Origin of the sequence: Parabacteroides sp. D25, assembly GCF_000307475.1 — a bacterium.
GTDB classification, from domain to species: Bacteria; Bacteroidota; Bacteroidia; order Bacteroidales; family Tannerellaceae; genus Parabacteroides; species Parabacteroides distasonis.
The window spans coordinates 68,518-86,113 of record NZ_JH976510.1 but is presented as its reverse complement, the minus strand read 5'-3'; the positions used below and the strand labels follow the sequence as shown (position 1 = coordinate 86,113).

The window sequence follows — 17,596 nt, the reverse complement described above, 5'->3', positions numbered from 1 at the left end:
ACAAAGGCTTTCATGCCTACGGCTACCCCATCGATGTGTTAAAAATACACTCCGGCAAAAAAGTATTATTCTTGGATAAAATAGTATTTGAACGCACTTGGGATCCGACGTAATTTTGCGACAGAAATTAACAATACATATTAACAACAAAAAACAATTGCCTATGAGGAAGGACCGAAAATCTAATGTTTTTAGCAGTTAACCGCTAATGACCCTATTGAGTAAATGAATTTTAGTTTAGCCTTATATGATTTAATGTAAAAAATAATGAATTCAACAATTAAGAAAACGACGCTGTTTTTAGGCGCATGTATGGCCTTCCAGCTAGGTGGCATACCACAAATGTTAGCCGCCCCTAGTACTTCGATGGAAGTCATGCAACAAACAAAAAGAATCACTGGTACCGTGAAAGACGCAACAGGAATGGAAGTCATCGGTGCCAATGTTATCGTAAAGGGAACGACAAACGGAGTGATAACCGATTTGGATGGTAAGTTCAGCTTAGAGGCCGCCCCCGGCTCTATCATAGAGATCTCCTACATCGGTTATATGACCCAAGAGATTCCCGTAACCGCCCAAACATCCGACTTACAGATCACCTTGAAAGAGGACTCACAGAGTTTGGACGAGGTAGTGGTAGTAGGTTATGGTGTACAAAAGAAAAAGTTGGTGACAGGTGCTACCCTTCAAGTAAAGGGAGAGAATATCCAAAAATTAAACACGACAAACCCGCTAGGTGCCTTGCAGAGCCAAAGCCCGGGCGTCAATATCGTAGCGAACTCCGGCCAGCCGGGTAAGAGTTTCGATATCAACATTCGTGGTGCCGGAACGAACGGCAGCACGACTCCGCTATACATTATTGATGGCGTCGAAGGCGACATCAATTCCTTAAGTCCCGCCGATATCGAGAGCTTGGACGTATTGAAAGATGCCGCTTCCGCCGCGATCTACGGTTCACGTGCGGCCAACGGTGTTGTATTGATCACGACAAAGCAGGGCAAACAGGGTAAATTACAGGTTAGTTACGACGGCTATGTAGGTTTCCAGAACGTATATAAGATGCCGGACTTGCTGAATGCAAAGGAATACATGGCAGTCATGGACCAACTGAACTTCAACACGGGTAACCAACCTTACACGTGGACGAATTACATGTCACAAGAACAGTACAACCGTTACATGAGCGGCGAGGATGAGGGTACCAACTGGCTTGACGCAATCCGCAACAAGAACGCCATTACTACCAGCCACTCCTTGAACTTGGCCGGTGGTACGGAACGCTCCAAATTCTCCACGGGTGTATCCTACACGAAACAGGAAGGTACGCTAGGCAAGCCGGTCGCTTCCGACTACCAACGTTTCACGGTTCGTATGAACTCTGAACATATTTTGTGGAAAGAGGGTGACTTGGATATCATCACATTCGGAGAAAACCTGTACTATAATCATAATGAATCTTCCGGTATCTCCGAGGGTAATCAATACGGTAACGACATCTCTTGGATGTTACGTGCCAACCCGCTGGTTCCTATCTATAACGAGAACGGGGATTACTATATGTATGACGACTTGAACAAGGCCGGTTGGTTCAACTACAACTCTTATACGAGTAACCCGATCGCCGCAATGGTCAACTCCTCCCGTGGAAACAACAAGAGCAAAAACTACGGATTAACTATGGTTGGCTACTTGAAGGTACAACCAATCAAGGGACTCGTCTATAAAGGACAGGTCAGCTACAAACAGAACTCCAGCTCTTACCGTGGCTACAGTCCGGCTTATAAACTAACCTCTACCGATCAAAAACTAACCAATGAGGTTACCCAGAACATGACGACTGGTTGGGACTGGCAGATCGAGAATACGCTTAGCTACACCTTCAACATCGAGAAACACAACTTCGATGTATTAGTCGGTCAATCCTTCAAGAAGAGCGGTTTCGGTATGGGTGAGTATCTGGAGGCAACGGCGAACGACCTTCTGTTCTCCGACTGGGACCGGGCTTATATCAGCAATAGCATGGCTTCTCAGCCTACCTCAGCCAAAGGATATCCGACAGGGGATAACGCCTTAGCGTCATTCTTCGGACGTATCAACTATAACTTCAACGAGAAATACATGGCTAGCGTGATCTTACGTACGGATGGTTCCTCGAACTTCGCCCGTGGTAAACGCTGGGGTACATTCCCTTCCGTATCGGCTGGTTGGGTCGTGAGCAATGAAGATTTCATGGAAAGCACGCACGACTGGATGGACTTCTTGAAGATCCGTGCCAGCTGGGGTCAGAACGGTAACTGTAATATCGATAACTTCCAATATTTCTCGACCGTAGCGTTCGACCACCTCGGACAATATTCCTTCGGCAACAACAAGGGTACGGCCACGCAAGGCGGTTATGCCAGCATCATGCCGAACGAGGACGTGACATGGGAGACTTCCGAGCAGTTAGACCTTGGTCTGGATGCCCGTTTCCTAAGCGGCCGATTGAGCTTGAACTTCGATTGGTACAACAAGAAAACCAAGGACCTGTTGATCGTTGCCCCGATCCTAGACTCTTACGGAACGAACGCTCCCTATATCAACGGCGGTACCGTGGAAAATAAAGGTGTCGAGATCGGCTTAGGCTGGAACGACCAGAAGGGCGACTGGACGTATGGCGTGAACCTAAACCTTGCCCATAACAAGAACGAGGTTACGCAGATCAACAACAAAGACGGTTACATCCTAGGTCCGGACAAGGTACTGGCCGAGAACACACGTCCTGTATCCCGTATGGAAGTAGGACACCCGATCGGTTATTTCTGGGCCTATAAAACGGAAGGTGTCATGCAAAACGCCGACGACGTGCAGGCTTATCTGGATAAGAACTGTAAAGGCAACGCAGCCAACTCCCTGCAAGGTAGCTCCATCCAACCGGGTGACTTGAAATTCGTAGACGTGAATGGCGACGGCGTGATCAACGAGGACGACAAGACCGAAGTCGGCAACCCGCACCCGGATATCACGATGGGTCTAAGCTTCAACGTTGGTTACAAAGGATTCGATTTAGCGGTAACCACCTATGGGGCCTTCGGACAACAAAATATGCGCTCTTATCGTAAGTTTACCGACGGCAACGTGGAGAATTACACCTCCGAGGTATTTGAGTACTGGCACGGTGAGGGAACCTCCAATCGTTATCCTCGTCTGGTTCCGGGTAACACAGGTGTCAACTTCCAACAGATATCCGATATCTTCGTGGAAGACGCTAGCTATTTCCGCATCCAGAACGTTACTTTGGGCTACGACTTCAAGAACCTATGGAAGAACTGCCCACTGCCGCAATTACGTCTGTACGTAAGCGCCCAGAACCTCTTCACCTTCACGGGATACAAGGGTATGGACCCCGAAATCGGTACGAACGATAGTTATCGCGAGGACAATCCTTGGGCAAGAGGTATCGACTTAGGTTCTTATCCTTCACCCAGAACTTATATGGTAGGTGTTAACATTAAATTTTAAGAGAAAAGCAACATGAAAAAGTTAATATATGCAATATGTATGGGCGCTGCCGTAGCCTTCTCAAGTTGTGAGGACATGCTCGACACGACCAATTACACAGAGAAGACAACCGCTACATTCCCGGAGTCGTACGACGATGCCCAGCAAATGATAGCAGGCGTTTACGCCAGCATGGCATCCGTTTGCGCCAACCCCGAGAGATCGTTCCTTTATTACGCCCAACTAGCCAGCGATGACGCACTAGGCGGGGGCGGCTCGAACGACAAGCTGATGCAGGCCATGGACCTGCTCTGCAACTATCAGTCCGACATGACCCGCCAGTTCTGGAAAGACCGTTATGCCGGCGTATTCCGTGCCAACAGCGCCATAGAGACCTTAGATAACTGTCCGGACTTTCCTTCCACGGAAGCACGTAACCAATTGATGGGCGAGGCTCTCTTCATGCGTGCCTATTTCTACTACGAGCTAGCCTCGATGTACAATCGTGTACCCCTAATCACTACATCCCAGACAAGCGACGTGCCACAGGCAAGCCCCGCCGAGATCTGGGGACAGATCTTGCTAGACCTTAAGACAGCCGCCGACATCATGCCCGCATGGCGTGGAGGTACGTCATCCCTTGAGGCAGGACACGTCGACAAGTACACCGCCGAGGCCATGTTAGGCCGTGCTTGGTTGTTCTACACCGGCATGTACGGGAATGGCGAAGATATAGCCGCCTTGACCAGCGCCACTTACAACCCGCTGACCTCCGTCACCTTGGCCGACGGCTCTACCCTAACGAAGGATCAAGTGATCTCTTATATCGATGATTGCGTGAACAATTCCGGATATTCCTTAGCATCCGACTTCCGTAGCCTTTGGGCTTACACGAACCGTTGCACGGTGAACGATTTCGAATACACCGCCGGAAAAGGATTGAAATGGGTAGAGGATGATAACGCCGTCAACCCGGAATCTATGTTCGCCATCAAGTTCAATAAGCTGGCCAGTTGGAATACTACCATCGCTTTCGCCAATGGTTACGCGCTTCATTTCGGTCTTCGCGGAGATCAAGACGTAGCAAATACCTTCCCCTTCGGACAAGGTTGGGGAGCCGGGCCTGTAGCACCGAATTTCGTGAACGATTGGGCAAGCGCAGAACCAAATGACATGCGTCGCGACGCTTCCGTATATCGTACAGACAAATTACCCGCTTATAACAAAGGCGGTTGGGCGGACTTCGTACAGGAAACGGACTACTATGCCATGAAATGGTCTCCTGTCGCATGCAAGACATCCAATGACGAGAGTGGCTACTTCAAGACCTTCGAGAACGAGATGTACGGAATCGATGGCTGGACGCAAGGCGCGAATAACCAAGCCTTGGACAACATCCACGACTTGGTATTGATCCGCTTCGCTGACGTTCTCTTGATGCAATCCGAGCTCAAGGGAGATGCCACCGGTATGAATAAGGTGCGGGAGCGTGCCGGCCTTCCGGCTATCGGCTACTCGCTCCAAGCTCTGCAAAACGAGCGCCGTTGGGAATTAGCTTTGGAGGGTACCCGTTGGAACGACATCCGCCGCTGGCACATTGCCGCCGCTGCCTTGCAGAAACAGATAGGTACGCCTATCTACATCGCAGGTAATCCTGCCACGAACAAGGCGCAAAATGGTGGTTACGCCTCCCGCTACAACACCTCCGCCGGTTTCATGAAGATACCTGAGAGCCAGATCTCACTCTCCAGTGAACTCCAGCAGAACGAAGGTTGGGGAGCGGACGCCGAGTACAATGGCTGGACTAATTAATAACCTTTTAATTCAGAATATACAATCATGATAAAGAATATATATTATATAGCAATGGCATTGATCGCAGGAATGATGGTTTCCTGCGACCCAATCACAGAAAGTGATCCGGGCATATCCGCCAACTTAACCGAGGCGGATCTGCAAGCCCGTGTAGCGCTTACGCAAACGACGGCCGGACAAAACAAGTTCACCTTCTCCACCAATCCCACACTGACGGTACAGGTATTGGATCAAGACGGGGCCATCCTAGCCACCGGAACCGAGGGTTCCATCATTGGCACTCCTCCCCTCACGAGCTTGACCGTCCGGGCTATGAACCAAGACGGCTCCATCACCTCTTTCTCTAACGATGTGACGATCTCCGAGTATGTGGATGTGCCTTCTATTTATGAAGGATTATTCGGACCGGAGTATAATTCTGTAACTTGGGTTTGGGATACAGATGCCAGCAACGGCCTTTGGGGAAATGGTGCTTATATGGAAAGCACAGGTCCGGAATGGTGGCAAGTTCAAGCCACAGACATCGACCAACAATGTACTGAGAAAGGATATGCCAAAGATGGGTTAGAAGGTTGGATGACTTTTACCTTGGCTGGCAAGAAAGTAGAAACCAGCCGCGGTCAATCCGGAACAATCGCATGGGACTTATCCGCTGTAGCCAAAGAAGGTTGGGATCAAGGTACATTAACGTTCACCGGAACCATTCCTTTATTAGGACTGGTGAAAATGGGAGACACTGATGATACCTTCGCTCCTCAATATGAATATCACATCTTGGAAGCGGATGGTGAGCATCTTAAACTAGCGGCTCCGAAACCCGGCGCAGGTGATTGGGGAGAGGCTTGGTTCTGGAATTTTAAAACAAGAAAATAAAGAAAATATATCATGAAGAAAGTATTATTCATTCTATATTGCACTATTAACAACAACTGTTATTAATATCAATGCTGACGTAAATGGTCCATCACCTTCCTATGCCGCAGAAAGAGAAGGGTATTCAAAAATGTACGTTACAGCTCAAAATCAGGACGCCCATATATCAATGGTTATTGAAGATCAAAATTTCATGGAATATACTATCACCAGTGGTTTTTATAGTGGAGGTCCATGGGTTTACTTTGTTGAACATGGAAAGTATAAAGTTGTTTCCATAGATAAGGGATATAGAGTCTCTTGTAATGGATCTACAGTTCAAGTAGGATCTGTCATAACTTTTAGCGGCGCAACTGGGCATATTGGATTTTACGTAAATAATTGATCTAAAAATGAATATCACGATACTCAATGTTCTCCGTGACATTGAGTATCTCTGATCGGATAAATGAAGAAGATGTATCTCACTAGCAATATTTTATGATGAGATTATCCCAATAATTCATTCATTCTTGTTATATAAGAGGGGCGGAGCGTTTATCGTTCCGTCTCCTCTCTTTTTATCTTACACGGTACTCGCCCTGCAAATATCCTTCCGTCAACCAAACCGCTCTCCGGCCATCTTTTTGATTTCCATAGAGCATTTACCTTGACACACCTATTTTCCGAACCTAGCGAAATAGCGAGAAAGCAGTAGCAATAAGCACCCCTTTTTGTTAAAATACAGCGTTTTCCACACACAATAGGTGCCGGAAGCCTGCGTAACTAGTCGTATTAGGCAACGCCGATACTGCCGTTGGGCATCGTAAGTAGTCAAGAATAGGGTTATGAGTAGTCGCGAATGGGCATTCTTACCCTGTTATAACCCTATTGTAGCACCGTTTTTCTTCCCTTCCTGCCCCCAAAACATGAAATACGATGAATAAATTCCGCTAGAATAAAAGGCCGTTATTCAACATTAGCCTATCAACCAATCGATTGTCGTTTTTTTCTTTCGTTTTCGGGAGCATACCTTACCTTTACCCGAAAGAATCGATTCTCCATGACTTAAATTTACAAACTGTCACTTTGCTAAAAGACGCAAGACAAGGAGATGTCAAGTATCCGTGAAAGATGATACATCTTACAACGGTAAGATCATACATCCTACAACAGTAAGATCATACATCTTACGGCGATAAGATGCTACAACTGTACCTTACTGAAAATAAGTTCGTGCATTAAACTCCATAATCGAACGTTTTAAACTGAATAACGTCGCAAATATCGCAGCGTTTCTCCTGTTCTAATGTCGCATCAAGTACTTAAAATATGTATATACACGAAAGAGATAATTGGACATCATTCAGATAGGACGTTTCCGAGCTTACCGCACTCCTTGAAGAGGTGGGGCGTAAACGAGGAATGCTGTATGGCAGACTTGCCTCACACCATCCCCAACGTCTCAAACATCCCCCGGTAAACGGCGGCCTTCTCCTCCAACGGCCTCGGATAAGCTCTAGAGGATGAAGGCATACGGAACAGCCTCATCGTCCTTCCCATACAAGAAAATTCCGACGAGAAGCCCACTTTAGGCTCCTCCGTGCCGGGCAATACGGAGAGGAGGGTATCCATCGCTTTCTGCCCGGTTACCACGATCGCCACGCATTCCGGTATCTGGGACAAGACCTTTTCCGGATCGATCGGCCGTACCACCTCAAGGAACTTATCGGAGGCGTTCGCTTTCAAGCGGATCACCTCCATGGCGGTATCACCGATCCCGATCCCCTTCTCCCGGCAGAAAGCCTTCGCCTTCTCCTCGCTGAACGCCTTCTTGTCTCGCAGGAACGCATCCTTGTTCCCATAGAAAATCAAGCCAAGGATACGCCACATATCATTCTGAATATTCGGGTAATAAAAATCCATGCTCCAACGAGCTCTTGGAGGCGGGAAACTCCCCAGCATCAGCAATCTCGTATTCTCCGGGAGGAAGAAACCTAGCGGATGCAGCTCGGTGGTCATGCTTCCTTGTTCTTTTTGAATTCCTTCTTCTGATCCTCTTTCGCCAGAAGCACGACGTTATACACGAAGTCCGTGATCCATTGCTCGGAGTAGCCTAGTTTCTCGGCATACTTACGCACGCTCCACGCAGCCTTCTGCACGCTGATATCCTTCCACTCGGACTTGGTCAAGATATCGTGAACCGTCTTCGTCGTCATATTATACAGCAACTTCTTCACCAGCATGGAAAAGCGGAACTTCCACTGCATCAGATTACCAAGCAAGTTGAACAAGTCATTGCAGAAACCTTGGAACATGAAGAAATACGTCTTGATATCGTTCTGGTTCTTGCAGTTCTTCTTCACCGAGCTGTCGATCTCCTTGAAGAAAGCCTCGCTTAGGCCGTAATCCTCCATCAACACCTTGCGCACACGGGATTTCTCGGCGACACCCAATTTGTTATTCTGGGTCGGTATCTTCAACATGCGTTTGAACAAAGCCATATCGGCGAGCATGTTCAAGTTGGTGATACCCAAGTTCACGGCCATAACGGCTTGATAATATACACGGATTAAAGATACGAACTCCTCCACGGAACCTTTGCCGGCCTCTTCCGCCTCAGATACGTTCTTCTTGAATAGCTTAGAAATAAAATTCATCGTACGATTATTAAATAGTTTCGAGCCGCAAATATACGAAAACTTACCGCCAATGCAGAATAACTATTCAATTCTCTCCACCGTAACCTCCGGAAATTGCTCCATCAATAGCAACAGTGGACTTTCCTCCGTGTTTTTACGGGCCTTCAACACGATGCTGACGACGTACTCGTCCTTCTCCTGATGCCCCAGTCTTTTCATGTCATAGCTTACCAGCAGGAAACCTTTCTCGTAGATAACACGGGCGATCCGGTTGATCGCCTCCTTGTCGGAGGTAGAGAATACCACCAAGGAACTTCGCATCCCAATGCTTTTAAAAATAACGCTCAACAGCTCCAGCCCGGCGAGCGTCAACAAAGTGGCGGCGATACCGAGCCCGTACATGCCTGAGCCGACGGCCAGACCGATACCGGCGGTCGCCCAGATACCGGCGGCGGTAGTCAATCCCCGCACGAATTGTTTCTGGATGATGATCGTACCCGCCCCGATGAAACCGATGCCACTCACCACTTGGGCGGCCACACGGCTCGGATCGAGACTTACGCTATTCTCTAGGATGACATCTTGGAAGCCATATTGGGAGACAACCATGATCAACGCGCTACCCAACGAAACAAGGAAGTGAGTCCGGTAACCCGCCTCCTTCGCACGGTACTCACGGTCTAGCCCGACAACGGCGCCCAGAATACCTGCCACGAAAAGTCTTAGTATGAAATCCCACATCATAATCAACGATCTTTTAGGTTTTACCCCGAAAGATAGGAATTATTTATTGATTCAGCCGCCATTCACGGTGATAAGAATCGATCGCCTCCCGGACGGAGCCATGTAGGAGCAGGAGATTCTTGCTCTGCTCGTAATCCAGACGAAGCTCTTCCATGATCATACGGGTGCCACGGTCCACCAATTTTTGGTTGGTCAGTTGCATGTTCACCATCCGGTTCCCCTTCACCCGGCCAAGCTTGATCATCGTGGAGGTCGTGATCATATTCAGCACCATCTTCTGGGCCGTACCGCTCTTCATCCGCGTACTTCCGGTGACGAACTCCGGACCTACTACCGGCTCGATGGCGATCTCCGCCTCCGCCGCCATCGGGGAGTCCGGGTTGCAGGAGATAGAGGCCGTCAGGATTCCCTCGGAGCGTGCCTTACGCAGGGCGCCAATCACGTAAGGAGTCGTACCCGAGGCGGCTATCCCCACCAAGGTGTCGTTCGTATTGATATGATATTGTTGAAGTTCCTCCCAAGCCTTATCCAGATCGTCTTCCGCCGACTCCACGGGATTCCGGAGCGCCCGGTCGCCGCCGGCGATCAAACCGATCACCAAGGTATTCGGCATACCGTACGTGGGAGGGATCTCGGAGGCGTCCAAGACACCCAAGCGACCACTCGTACCCGCCCCGATATAGAAGAGCCTACCGCCTCTCCGCATCCGCTCTACGATACGGGTTACCAGTTTCTCGATCTTCGGGATCTCCCGGCCAACGGCGATCGCCACTTTCCGGTCCTCGTTATTGATGCCTTCCAGCAACTCCCGGACAGACATCTGATCCAGATTATCATACAACGATTCCGACTCGGTTATCTTTTGAAATGCCATAACTCATTCATTTTTTTCTTCGTTCGTAAAATGATACCGGATCAATCCGTCCATGGGAGCCTGTACGACCGTACCGACCTTCAAGCCTAAGGATAAGGCCGCCGCTTTCAATACCTCCTGATAATAATAGGCGATAGAGCCTACAAAATGAATCGGGTACGTATCAGCTCCCGGATATAACGCCACGTTACGGAGGAAAAAGCTACGGAAACTCGTATAGACCAAATTATAAATCGGTTGCTCGGTGATATTCTCCAACAAGAAACGGGACAAGGTAGCCAAGAAACGATTCGGGAAAGGTTGTTTGTATACCCGCTCCAACAATAAGGCGGGCGTCAACTCATATTGATCCATAAACTTCCGAACCAAAGGCGCCGGTAACTGACGCTTCAAGCAATCCCCTACCAATAACTTCCCGAGCACGGCGCCACTACCCTCATCCCCCAGAATGAATCCCAAGGGAGAGATATGCTCCGTTATCTCCGTCCCGTCATACAGACAAGAATTCGATCCCGTCCCCAATATACAGGCGATTCCCGGACGGCTCCCGCATAAGGCACGAGCAGCCGCCATCAAGTCACTATACACCTCTATGGGAGCCGGGATATAAGGCGTAATCGCCTCTTCCACGATCCGGTTCTTCTCCGGGAAGGCGCAACCGGCGCCATAGAAGTAAATGGCATCGATCCGCTCACCCTTCAAGGCGGGCAATAAGGCATCCCGGATTTCTCCGGCGATCTCCTCCCGTGTCTGGAAGAAGGGATTGATACCCGCCGTCACGACCGTACGCACCGGTCTGCCTTGATCCGCCAGGCACCACTCCGTCTTTGTAGATCCGCTATCCGCAATTAATATCATACACTTATTATAATATCAAATTCTGGAGAATATATACCACCGCACCAGACAAATATCCCGCCAAGGCCAGCAGCGAGATATTCTTCAAGTACCAAATGAAATTGATCCGCTCCAGGCCCATCACGACGACTCCGGCGGCGGAACCGATGATCAACATACTTCCACCTACTCCTGCGCAATAAGCCAAGAACTGCCAGAACACGCCGTCTTGCATGAAGTTCGCCAGATAAGCCGGATCAGTCGCCGCAGCCACCATAGCGTCCGTAGCCACCGGGTACATACCGATAGCACCCGCTACCAACGGAACATTATCCACGATAGACGATAAGGCGCCGATAATCAGGTTCACCGCATACACATTGCCTACCGTATCGTCCAGCCAGAAAGCGAAATCCGACAATACGCCGCTGCAACGCAAGGCATCCACCGCCAAAAGGATTCCGAGGAAGAATAACAAGGTCGCCCCGTCTATACGGTGAACCACCTTGGACAAGCGCAATTTCAAGTCCTCGTCGATCGGTTTACGGGCGTATAGCATCTCCGTATAGAACCAAAGAATACCCACTCCCATCAAGATACCCATAAACGGGGGAAGATGAGTAACCGTCTTGAATACAGGCACGAACAATAAACACAACACACCGATGATCAAGATCGATAACTTCTCCTTATCCTTCAATTTCTTCAGCAACTCATTGTCCGCCTCCATTTGCGAGAATGCGTTAGGGGGCGTCACGTTGCCATGCAAGAAACGCATGGCGATCAAGACCGGGATCAACGCCGATACGATACTCGGCAGGATCAAATGGGGGATCGTGGATGAGGTGGAGATATTTCCCCTTACCCAAAGCATGATCGTAGTCACGTCGCCGATCGGTGACCAAGCGCCACCGCTATTCGCCGCTATAATAATGATACTGCCGAACACCCACCGCTCTTTATAATTCCCGAGCAACTTACGGATCAACATGATCATGACGATCGAGGTGGTAAGGTTGTCCAACACGGCCGACATAAAGAACGTGATCACGGCGATCAACGCCAGCAGTTTCTTCTTTTTCTTCGTGGTAATATGATTCGTGATAAACATGAAACCGCCATGGGCATCGATCAGCTCCACGGTTATCATCGCCCCGATCAGGAATATAAGTGTCTCGGCGATCTCTCCGATACTATCCAGAACCTGATGCTCCACGACGAACCGGGTACATTGTTCCTTAAACGTTAAAGAACCCAAAGAGGGGAACGATTCCAAGAACAAGCTGAATTCCTCTGCCGAGGCCCTCGGGATGAAAAACGGGGCCGCGTACGTGTACATAACCCATAAGACCGTACCGATAAGCAAAGCCGTTCCCGCCTTGTTTATCTTTAGAGGATGTTCCAATGCGATCATCAAATAACCGACAAGGAACACAATGACCATTGCTGTCAACATAACTTCATGATTTAGGTTTAAACGCTACAAATGTAGAAATAATAACTCTGTAACACGATAGAAAGACGGAATGTTTTTTAAGATAATTTTACCAAACATGCGAAAGGAACCGGACTGCTCCGATTCCTTTCCTATTCTCTCGAGGGAAAACTATAACCCCGAGACAACTCACTCTACAACCAACATCTTATCACCCACGGAGACCTTGTCCGTCTCATTGACATACACCTCTTTCACCACCCCATCGATCGGCGTACGAATCTCGTTCTCCATCTTCATGGCAACCAATACGCAAAGCGGGTCTCCCGCCTTGACCTCATCGCCTACCTTGACATATACCTTCTGGATCACGCCCGGCATCTGGGCCTGTATGACCTGACGGCCGACCGTCTTGGAACTGGTTCTCGACAGGCGTAATTTCTTCAACTCGTCAATCACCTGTACTTGGAAATAATCACCTTTATTCTTTACCTCATAGGTGGAATCTCCAACACTGGATATTTGTACGCCATGAGATTTATGGTTCATGATGATCGAGTGGATCGTATCTCCGCCCAGATTGTAATCTACATCATAAACGGTACCGTTTACGGATACTTTCTTGATAGGCCCGTCTTCCAGAATCTCTACCTTGAACTCTGTGTCGGGAATATCGTTAACCGTGGCAAAATAAGTCGCTAAAGCCTTTGACATAATCATTCCTCCTCTCATTAAAAGTTATTGGCCAACATTTGTAACTTCCCGTAGTGTTTCCACAGGGACTCCCCTACCAGCGGAACGGTCGTCGCACGGGCGGCCGCCTCTTTCTCCTCCTCGTAATGCTTCAAGGCGGCGGCGATCACGGCGACGGTCGGGTCGCTGTTCTGGCGACGCTTCAAGTCTTCCTTATCGAACTTAGTGTCGATAAAGGTCGTATCGTAATTCCCCTTCAAGAAAGTCGCATTATGCAACACACGCAGGTGGAAGGGAATCGTTGTCTTGATTCCCAAGATCTTGTATTCCCGCAAGGCACGTATCATATTCGAGATGGCGGACTCACGGGTCCGGCCCCATGTGCAAAGCTTGGCGATCATCGGATCGTAATGCAAGGACACCTCGAAACCGGCGTAAGCGGCGCTATCCAGACGTACGTTACGTCCCTCGGGAGCCTCACGCACCTTGATCACGCCCGGAGAGGGCATAAAGTTATTTTCCGGGTCCTCCGCATAGATACGGCATTCCAAGGCATGCCCCCGGCAAGCCACATCTTCCTGCTTATAAGGCAGACGATTTCCTGCGGCCACCAAGATCATATCGCGAACCAAGTCCACGCCCGTTGTCTCCTCCGTCACCAGATGCTCCACTTGAAGGCGGGTATTCATCTCGAGGAAATAGAAGTTCTGGTCCTTATCCATCATGAACTCCAACGTCCCGGCACTGTAGTAACCGATTTTCTTGCAAGCCTCCACCGCTACGGCCAACATCTTCTGGCGAGCGGCCTCCTTCACGAATGGAGAGGGCGCTTCCTCGATCACTTTCTGGTTACGGCGCTGGATGGAGCACTCACGCTCATACAGATGGATCACGTTCCCATATTTATCCCCGAGTACCTGCACCTCGATATGATGGGGGTTCTCGATATACTTCTCGATATAGATGGCGTCGTTTCCGAATGAGTTGGCAGCCTCGGAACGAGACATACGGAAAGCCGCTTCTATCTCATCCTCGCTATGTACCAAACGCATACCCTTTCCACCGCCTCCGGCAAGCGCCTTTAGCATAATCGGATAACCCACCTCGGCGGCTACTTTCTTGGCATCCTCTATGTCCGTCACCGGCTTTTCCGTTCCGGGTACAACCGGCACACCGGCTTCTTTCATGATCTTACGGGCCTCGGTCTTGATACCCATCTTCGCGATCACGTCGGCGCTCGGGCCGATAAAGATCACGCCCTCCTCCTCGCAACGACGGGCGAAGTCGGCGTTCTCCGACAAAAAGCCGTAACCCGGATGAATGGCGGCTCCTGTCTTCTTGGCGATCTCAAGGATCAAGTCCGGCTTCAAGTAAGAGGTATCCGCTTCATCTTCCGAGATGCAGTAGGCTTCCTCCGCATAACGTACATGTAATGCTCCGCGATCCACATGCGTATAGATCGCTACGGTCGGGATGTTCATCACCCGGCAGGTGCGGAATATCCGCATCGCTATCTCGCCACGATTGGCTACTAATACTTTCTTTATCATAAGGATTCGTTTTTAAAGAGGAATATTGGAATGCTTCTTCGGAGGATTGGATTGCCGTTTGTTGGCCAGCAACTCAAAACTACGGATCAAGCGGCTGCGTGTGATAGACGGCTCGATGATCTCGTCTACATAGCCTAACTCAGCGGCCCGGTACGGGTTAGCGAACTTCTCCCGGTAATCGGCTTGCAATTCCTTCCGTTTGCCTTCGGGATCTTCCGCGGTCTTCAAATCCTTACGGAACAAGATATTCACGGCACCATCCGGTCCCATGACAGCGATCTCGGCGGTTGGATAAGCGAAGTTGATATCGCCCCGGATATGCTTGGAGCTCATCACGTCGTAAGCGCCACCGTAAGCCTTTCGGGTAATGACGGTCACTTTCGGCACGGTAGCCTCGCAATACGCATACAATAACTTAGCGCCATGACGGATAATTCCCTCGTACTCTTGGTTCACGCCCGGCAAGAAACCCGGTACATCCACCAGCGTCAACAACGGTATATTAAACGCATCGCAGAAACGGACGAAACGGGCGGCCTTTACGGACGCGTTGATATCCAGCGTACCGGCCAACGCAGCAGGTTGATTCGCCACGACACCGATCGTCTTTCCATTCAAACGGATATAACCGATAATGATATTCTTGGCATATTCCTCTTGTATCTCGAAGAAGTTTTGATCATCAGCCACGGAAAGGATCAACTCTTTCATGTCGTACGGCTGGTTGGGATTGGTAGGAACCAGCAGATCCAATTGCGGATCGATGCGGTTCGGGCTATCGGTGGTAGGGACGAATGGCGGCTCTTCCATATTATTATTCGGCAAGAACGACATCAACTCACGTATCTTCAAGATACAATCCATATCGTTATCCGCCGTGCAATGAGCCACTCCGGAACGGGTGCTATGCACTTCCGAGCCTCCCAGATTCTCCATCGTAACCTCTTCTTGCGTCACGCTTTTCACGACCTCCGGGCCGGTGATAAACATATAGCTCGTTTGTTTTACCATAAAGATAAAGTCCGTCAACGCCGGCGAGTAAACCGCTCCACCCGCACACGGGCCCATAATGGCGCTAATCTGCGGGATCACGCCCGAAGCCAACGAGTTCCGGAGGAATATCTCGGCGTATCCCGCCAAGGAACGAACTCCTTCTTGAATACGTGCGCCTCCCGAATCGTTCAACCCGATCACCGGAGCGCCTAGTTCCGTTGCCATGTCCATGATCTTACAGATCTTACGGGCATACGTCTCAGACAAGGCTCCACCGAATACCGTGAAGTCCTGAGCGAAAACAAATACCGTGCGTTGCCCGATCATTCCGTAACCGGTGACCACGCCATCCCCTAATGGACGCTGTTTTTCTAAACCGAACTCATGGCACGTATGTGTCACGAACTTGTCGATTTCCACGAAACTACCTTTTTCCAATAGTAGTTCGATTCTTTCTCTAGCGGTTAGTTTACCTGCCGCATGTTGCTTCGCGATGCGGTCTTCTCCGCCCCCTAACTCAGCTTTGTGGTTGAGAGCTTTTAATTGTTCAATTTTTTCCTTCATGGCGTATCTCTTTAATTATCCGGGAAACGTTCAATATATTAGAAAACAAAGTCTGTAAATGTATTGTTTCCTAAAGAAACGAAATGTATCATATATTACATCTATCGCCCGATCAATGAGATCTATCAAGAAGGATATTTTTTAGTAAATACTGAAATCTTGCGGCTTGATCACGAAACCGATCCGCAGCATGCTTTTGTATTGATTGTATTCCAAAAGGTTCTCACCGTAACCATTATAATATTGCAGGAAGAAATATTGGTTCTCGTTATTATTAAACTTATAGCTCAACTCGATCTGAGTGTTAAAGCTGAACCAAGTCTTTCGTTTGGTCAAGATAACCCCGCAGTTAAAGCGCCTGTTGTCTGTCCGGTAATTAGCGGCTACTTGGAATATACCATTATATTTAAGGATGTCTTTATTTTCCTTGCCATCCACGATCGGTATCCAGCCCTTGAATTGAACTTCCCAGTTCTTATTCAACAGGACAGCCGCCGCTAGGGTGATCTTGTTCCAACTTCGGGAGAAGATGCTATCTTTACCGTTCGACTCGTGCTCGACCATCAAATAGCCTTTCCCGATATATTTATTCTTATGCACGATAAGGTGCCCCAAACCGATACCCGGATTAAAATTCAAGTCGCGCATCGGCAAGGACTCTTGAAAGACATTCCAAAAAGCCTTTTGCGTGTATTGCAAGAAAAGATAGGTATCGAAGGGGAGTTTACTTTTCGTAAGACGTTGGGCGATGCTCAACTGGAATTTAACGTCGGAGTTTCTCGCCGTAGGCTTGTTGCCGATAGGGATACCGCCAATAAAATAATTGTCCTTGAATAAGGTAAAATAAGGTGACTTATCCAAAATCGCACGAATACTATCCGCGTTATAACTCTCTTCCGGCCCTTTCGCTAAAACTTGCGAATGTGCCATACCGCAAACAAAAAGGAAGAGAAAGGATATAATCGTTTTTTTCATAAATGATCTTAAATTATAAATGTGTCCGCGAATATAGGGGAAACGGCAGTTGGCTTTATCGCCCAAATTACATGAATAATGGTCATTTCACCTATGAATATAATATATAAACCAAAATTCAAGAGGTTAGTTCATTTTTCCT

The 17,596-nt window shown here is 48.8% G+C and carries 13 protein-coding genes; 3 read left to right on the top strand and 10 right to left on the bottom strand.

The features are described 5' to 3' along the window. Positions 1 to 267: 267 nt before the first annotated feature. Genes HMPREF0999_RS20580 through HMPREF0999_RS20570 form a run of 3 tightly spaced genes read left to right on the top strand, consistent with a single transcriptional unit; the run spans position 268 to position 6,168 of the window. Positions 268 to 3,501: a SusC/RagA family TonB-linked outer membrane protein gene (locus HMPREF0999_RS20580; protein ID WP_009276810.1), complete on the top strand. Its 3,234-nt coding sequence runs from the start codon at positions 268 to 270 to the stop codon at positions 3,499 to 3,501. Positions 3,502 to 3,513: 12 nt separating this feature from the next. Further along, positions 3,514 to 5,292 (top strand): RagB/SusD family nutrient uptake outer membrane protein, encoded by a 1,779-nt coding sequence (locus tag HMPREF0999_RS20575; RefSeq protein WP_009276809.1) that lies wholly within the window; start codon positions 3,514 to 3,516, stop codon positions 5,290 to 5,292. A gap of 27 nt (positions 5,293 to 5,319) precedes the next feature. Continuing rightward, on the top strand, positions 5,320 to 6,168 hold the full coding sequence (locus HMPREF0999_RS20570; protein WP_008774445.1) for a hypothetical protein: 849 nt from the start codon (positions 5,320 to 5,322) through the stop codon (positions 6,166 to 6,168). A 1,425-nt stretch (positions 6,169 to 7,593) separates the two neighbouring features. Here HMPREF0999_RS20570 and HMPREF0999_RS20560 read toward each other — a convergent pair. The 10 genes from HMPREF0999_RS20560 to HMPREF0999_RS20515 all read right to left on the bottom strand — a co-directional run bounded on the left by HMPREF0999_RS20560 (position 7,594) and on the right by HMPREF0999_RS20515 (position 17,454). Then, positions 7,594 to 8,169 (bottom strand): uracil-DNA glycosylase family protein, encoded by a 576-nt coding sequence (locus tag HMPREF0999_RS20560; protein ID WP_009276808.1) that lies wholly within the window; start codon positions 8,167 to 8,169, stop codon positions 7,594 to 7,596. Continuing rightward, a complete protein-coding gene (locus HMPREF0999_RS20555; protein ID WP_009276807.1) occupies positions 8,166 to 8,807 on the bottom strand; it encodes a hypothetical protein in 642 nt (213 codons plus the stop codon). Before HMPREF0999_RS20555 ends, HMPREF0999_RS20560 begins: the two co-directional genes overlap by 4 nt. Before the next feature lie 63 nt (positions 8,808 to 8,870). Then, positions 8,871 to 9,533: an MgtC/SapB family protein gene (locus tag HMPREF0999_RS20550; RefSeq protein WP_005855247.1), complete on the bottom strand. Its 663-nt coding sequence runs from the start codon at positions 9,531 to 9,533 to the stop codon at positions 8,871 to 8,873. Positions 9,534 to 9,576: 43 nt separating this feature from the next. After that, complete coding sequence (gene murQ / locus HMPREF0999_RS20545) at positions 9,577 to 10,407, bottom strand: N-acetylmuramic acid 6-phosphate etherase (RefSeq protein WP_005855245.1); 831 nt, start codon at positions 10,405 to 10,407, stop codon at positions 9,577 to 9,579. Between the two features lie 3 nt (positions 10,408 to 10,410). Next, a complete protein-coding gene (locus HMPREF0999_RS20540; RefSeq protein ID WP_008780992.1) occupies positions 10,411 to 11,265 on the bottom strand; it encodes an ATPase in 855 nt (284 codons plus the stop codon). Positions 11,266 to 11,272: 7 nt separating this feature from the next. Next, positions 11,273 to 12,700: a sodium:proton antiporter NhaD gene (gene nhaD / locus HMPREF0999_RS20535; RefSeq protein WP_005855241.1), complete on the bottom strand. Its 1,428-nt coding sequence runs from the start codon at positions 12,698 to 12,700 to the stop codon at positions 11,273 to 11,275. A 168-nt stretch (positions 12,701 to 12,868) separates the two neighbouring features. Next, complete coding sequence (locus HMPREF0999_RS20530; protein ID WP_029257277.1) at positions 12,869 to 13,393, bottom strand: biotin/lipoyl-containing protein; 525 nt, start codon at positions 13,391 to 13,393, stop codon at positions 12,869 to 12,871. A gap of 17 nt (positions 13,394 to 13,410) precedes the next feature. After that, entirely contained in the window at positions 13,411 to 14,922 is a 1,512-nt protein-coding gene (gene accC / locus HMPREF0999_RS20525) for an acetyl-CoA carboxylase biotin carboxylase subunit (RefSeq protein ID WP_009276806.1), read from the bottom strand. 12 nt (positions 14,923 to 14,934) lie between these two features. Continuing rightward, on the bottom strand, positions 14,935 to 16,479 hold the full coding sequence (locus tag HMPREF0999_RS20520; RefSeq protein WP_005855235.1) for an acyl-CoA carboxylase subunit beta: 1,545 nt from the start codon (positions 16,477 to 16,479) through the stop codon (positions 14,935 to 14,937). Between the two features lie 141 nt (positions 16,480 to 16,620). Further along, positions 16,621 to 17,454 carry a phospholipase A gene (locus HMPREF0999_RS20515; protein WP_009276805.1) on the bottom strand — a complete coding sequence of 278 codons (834 nt, stop codon included), beginning with the start codon at positions 17,452 to 17,454 and terminating at the stop codon, positions 16,621 to 16,623. Between the last annotated feature and the right edge of the window lie 142 nt (positions 17,455 to 17,596).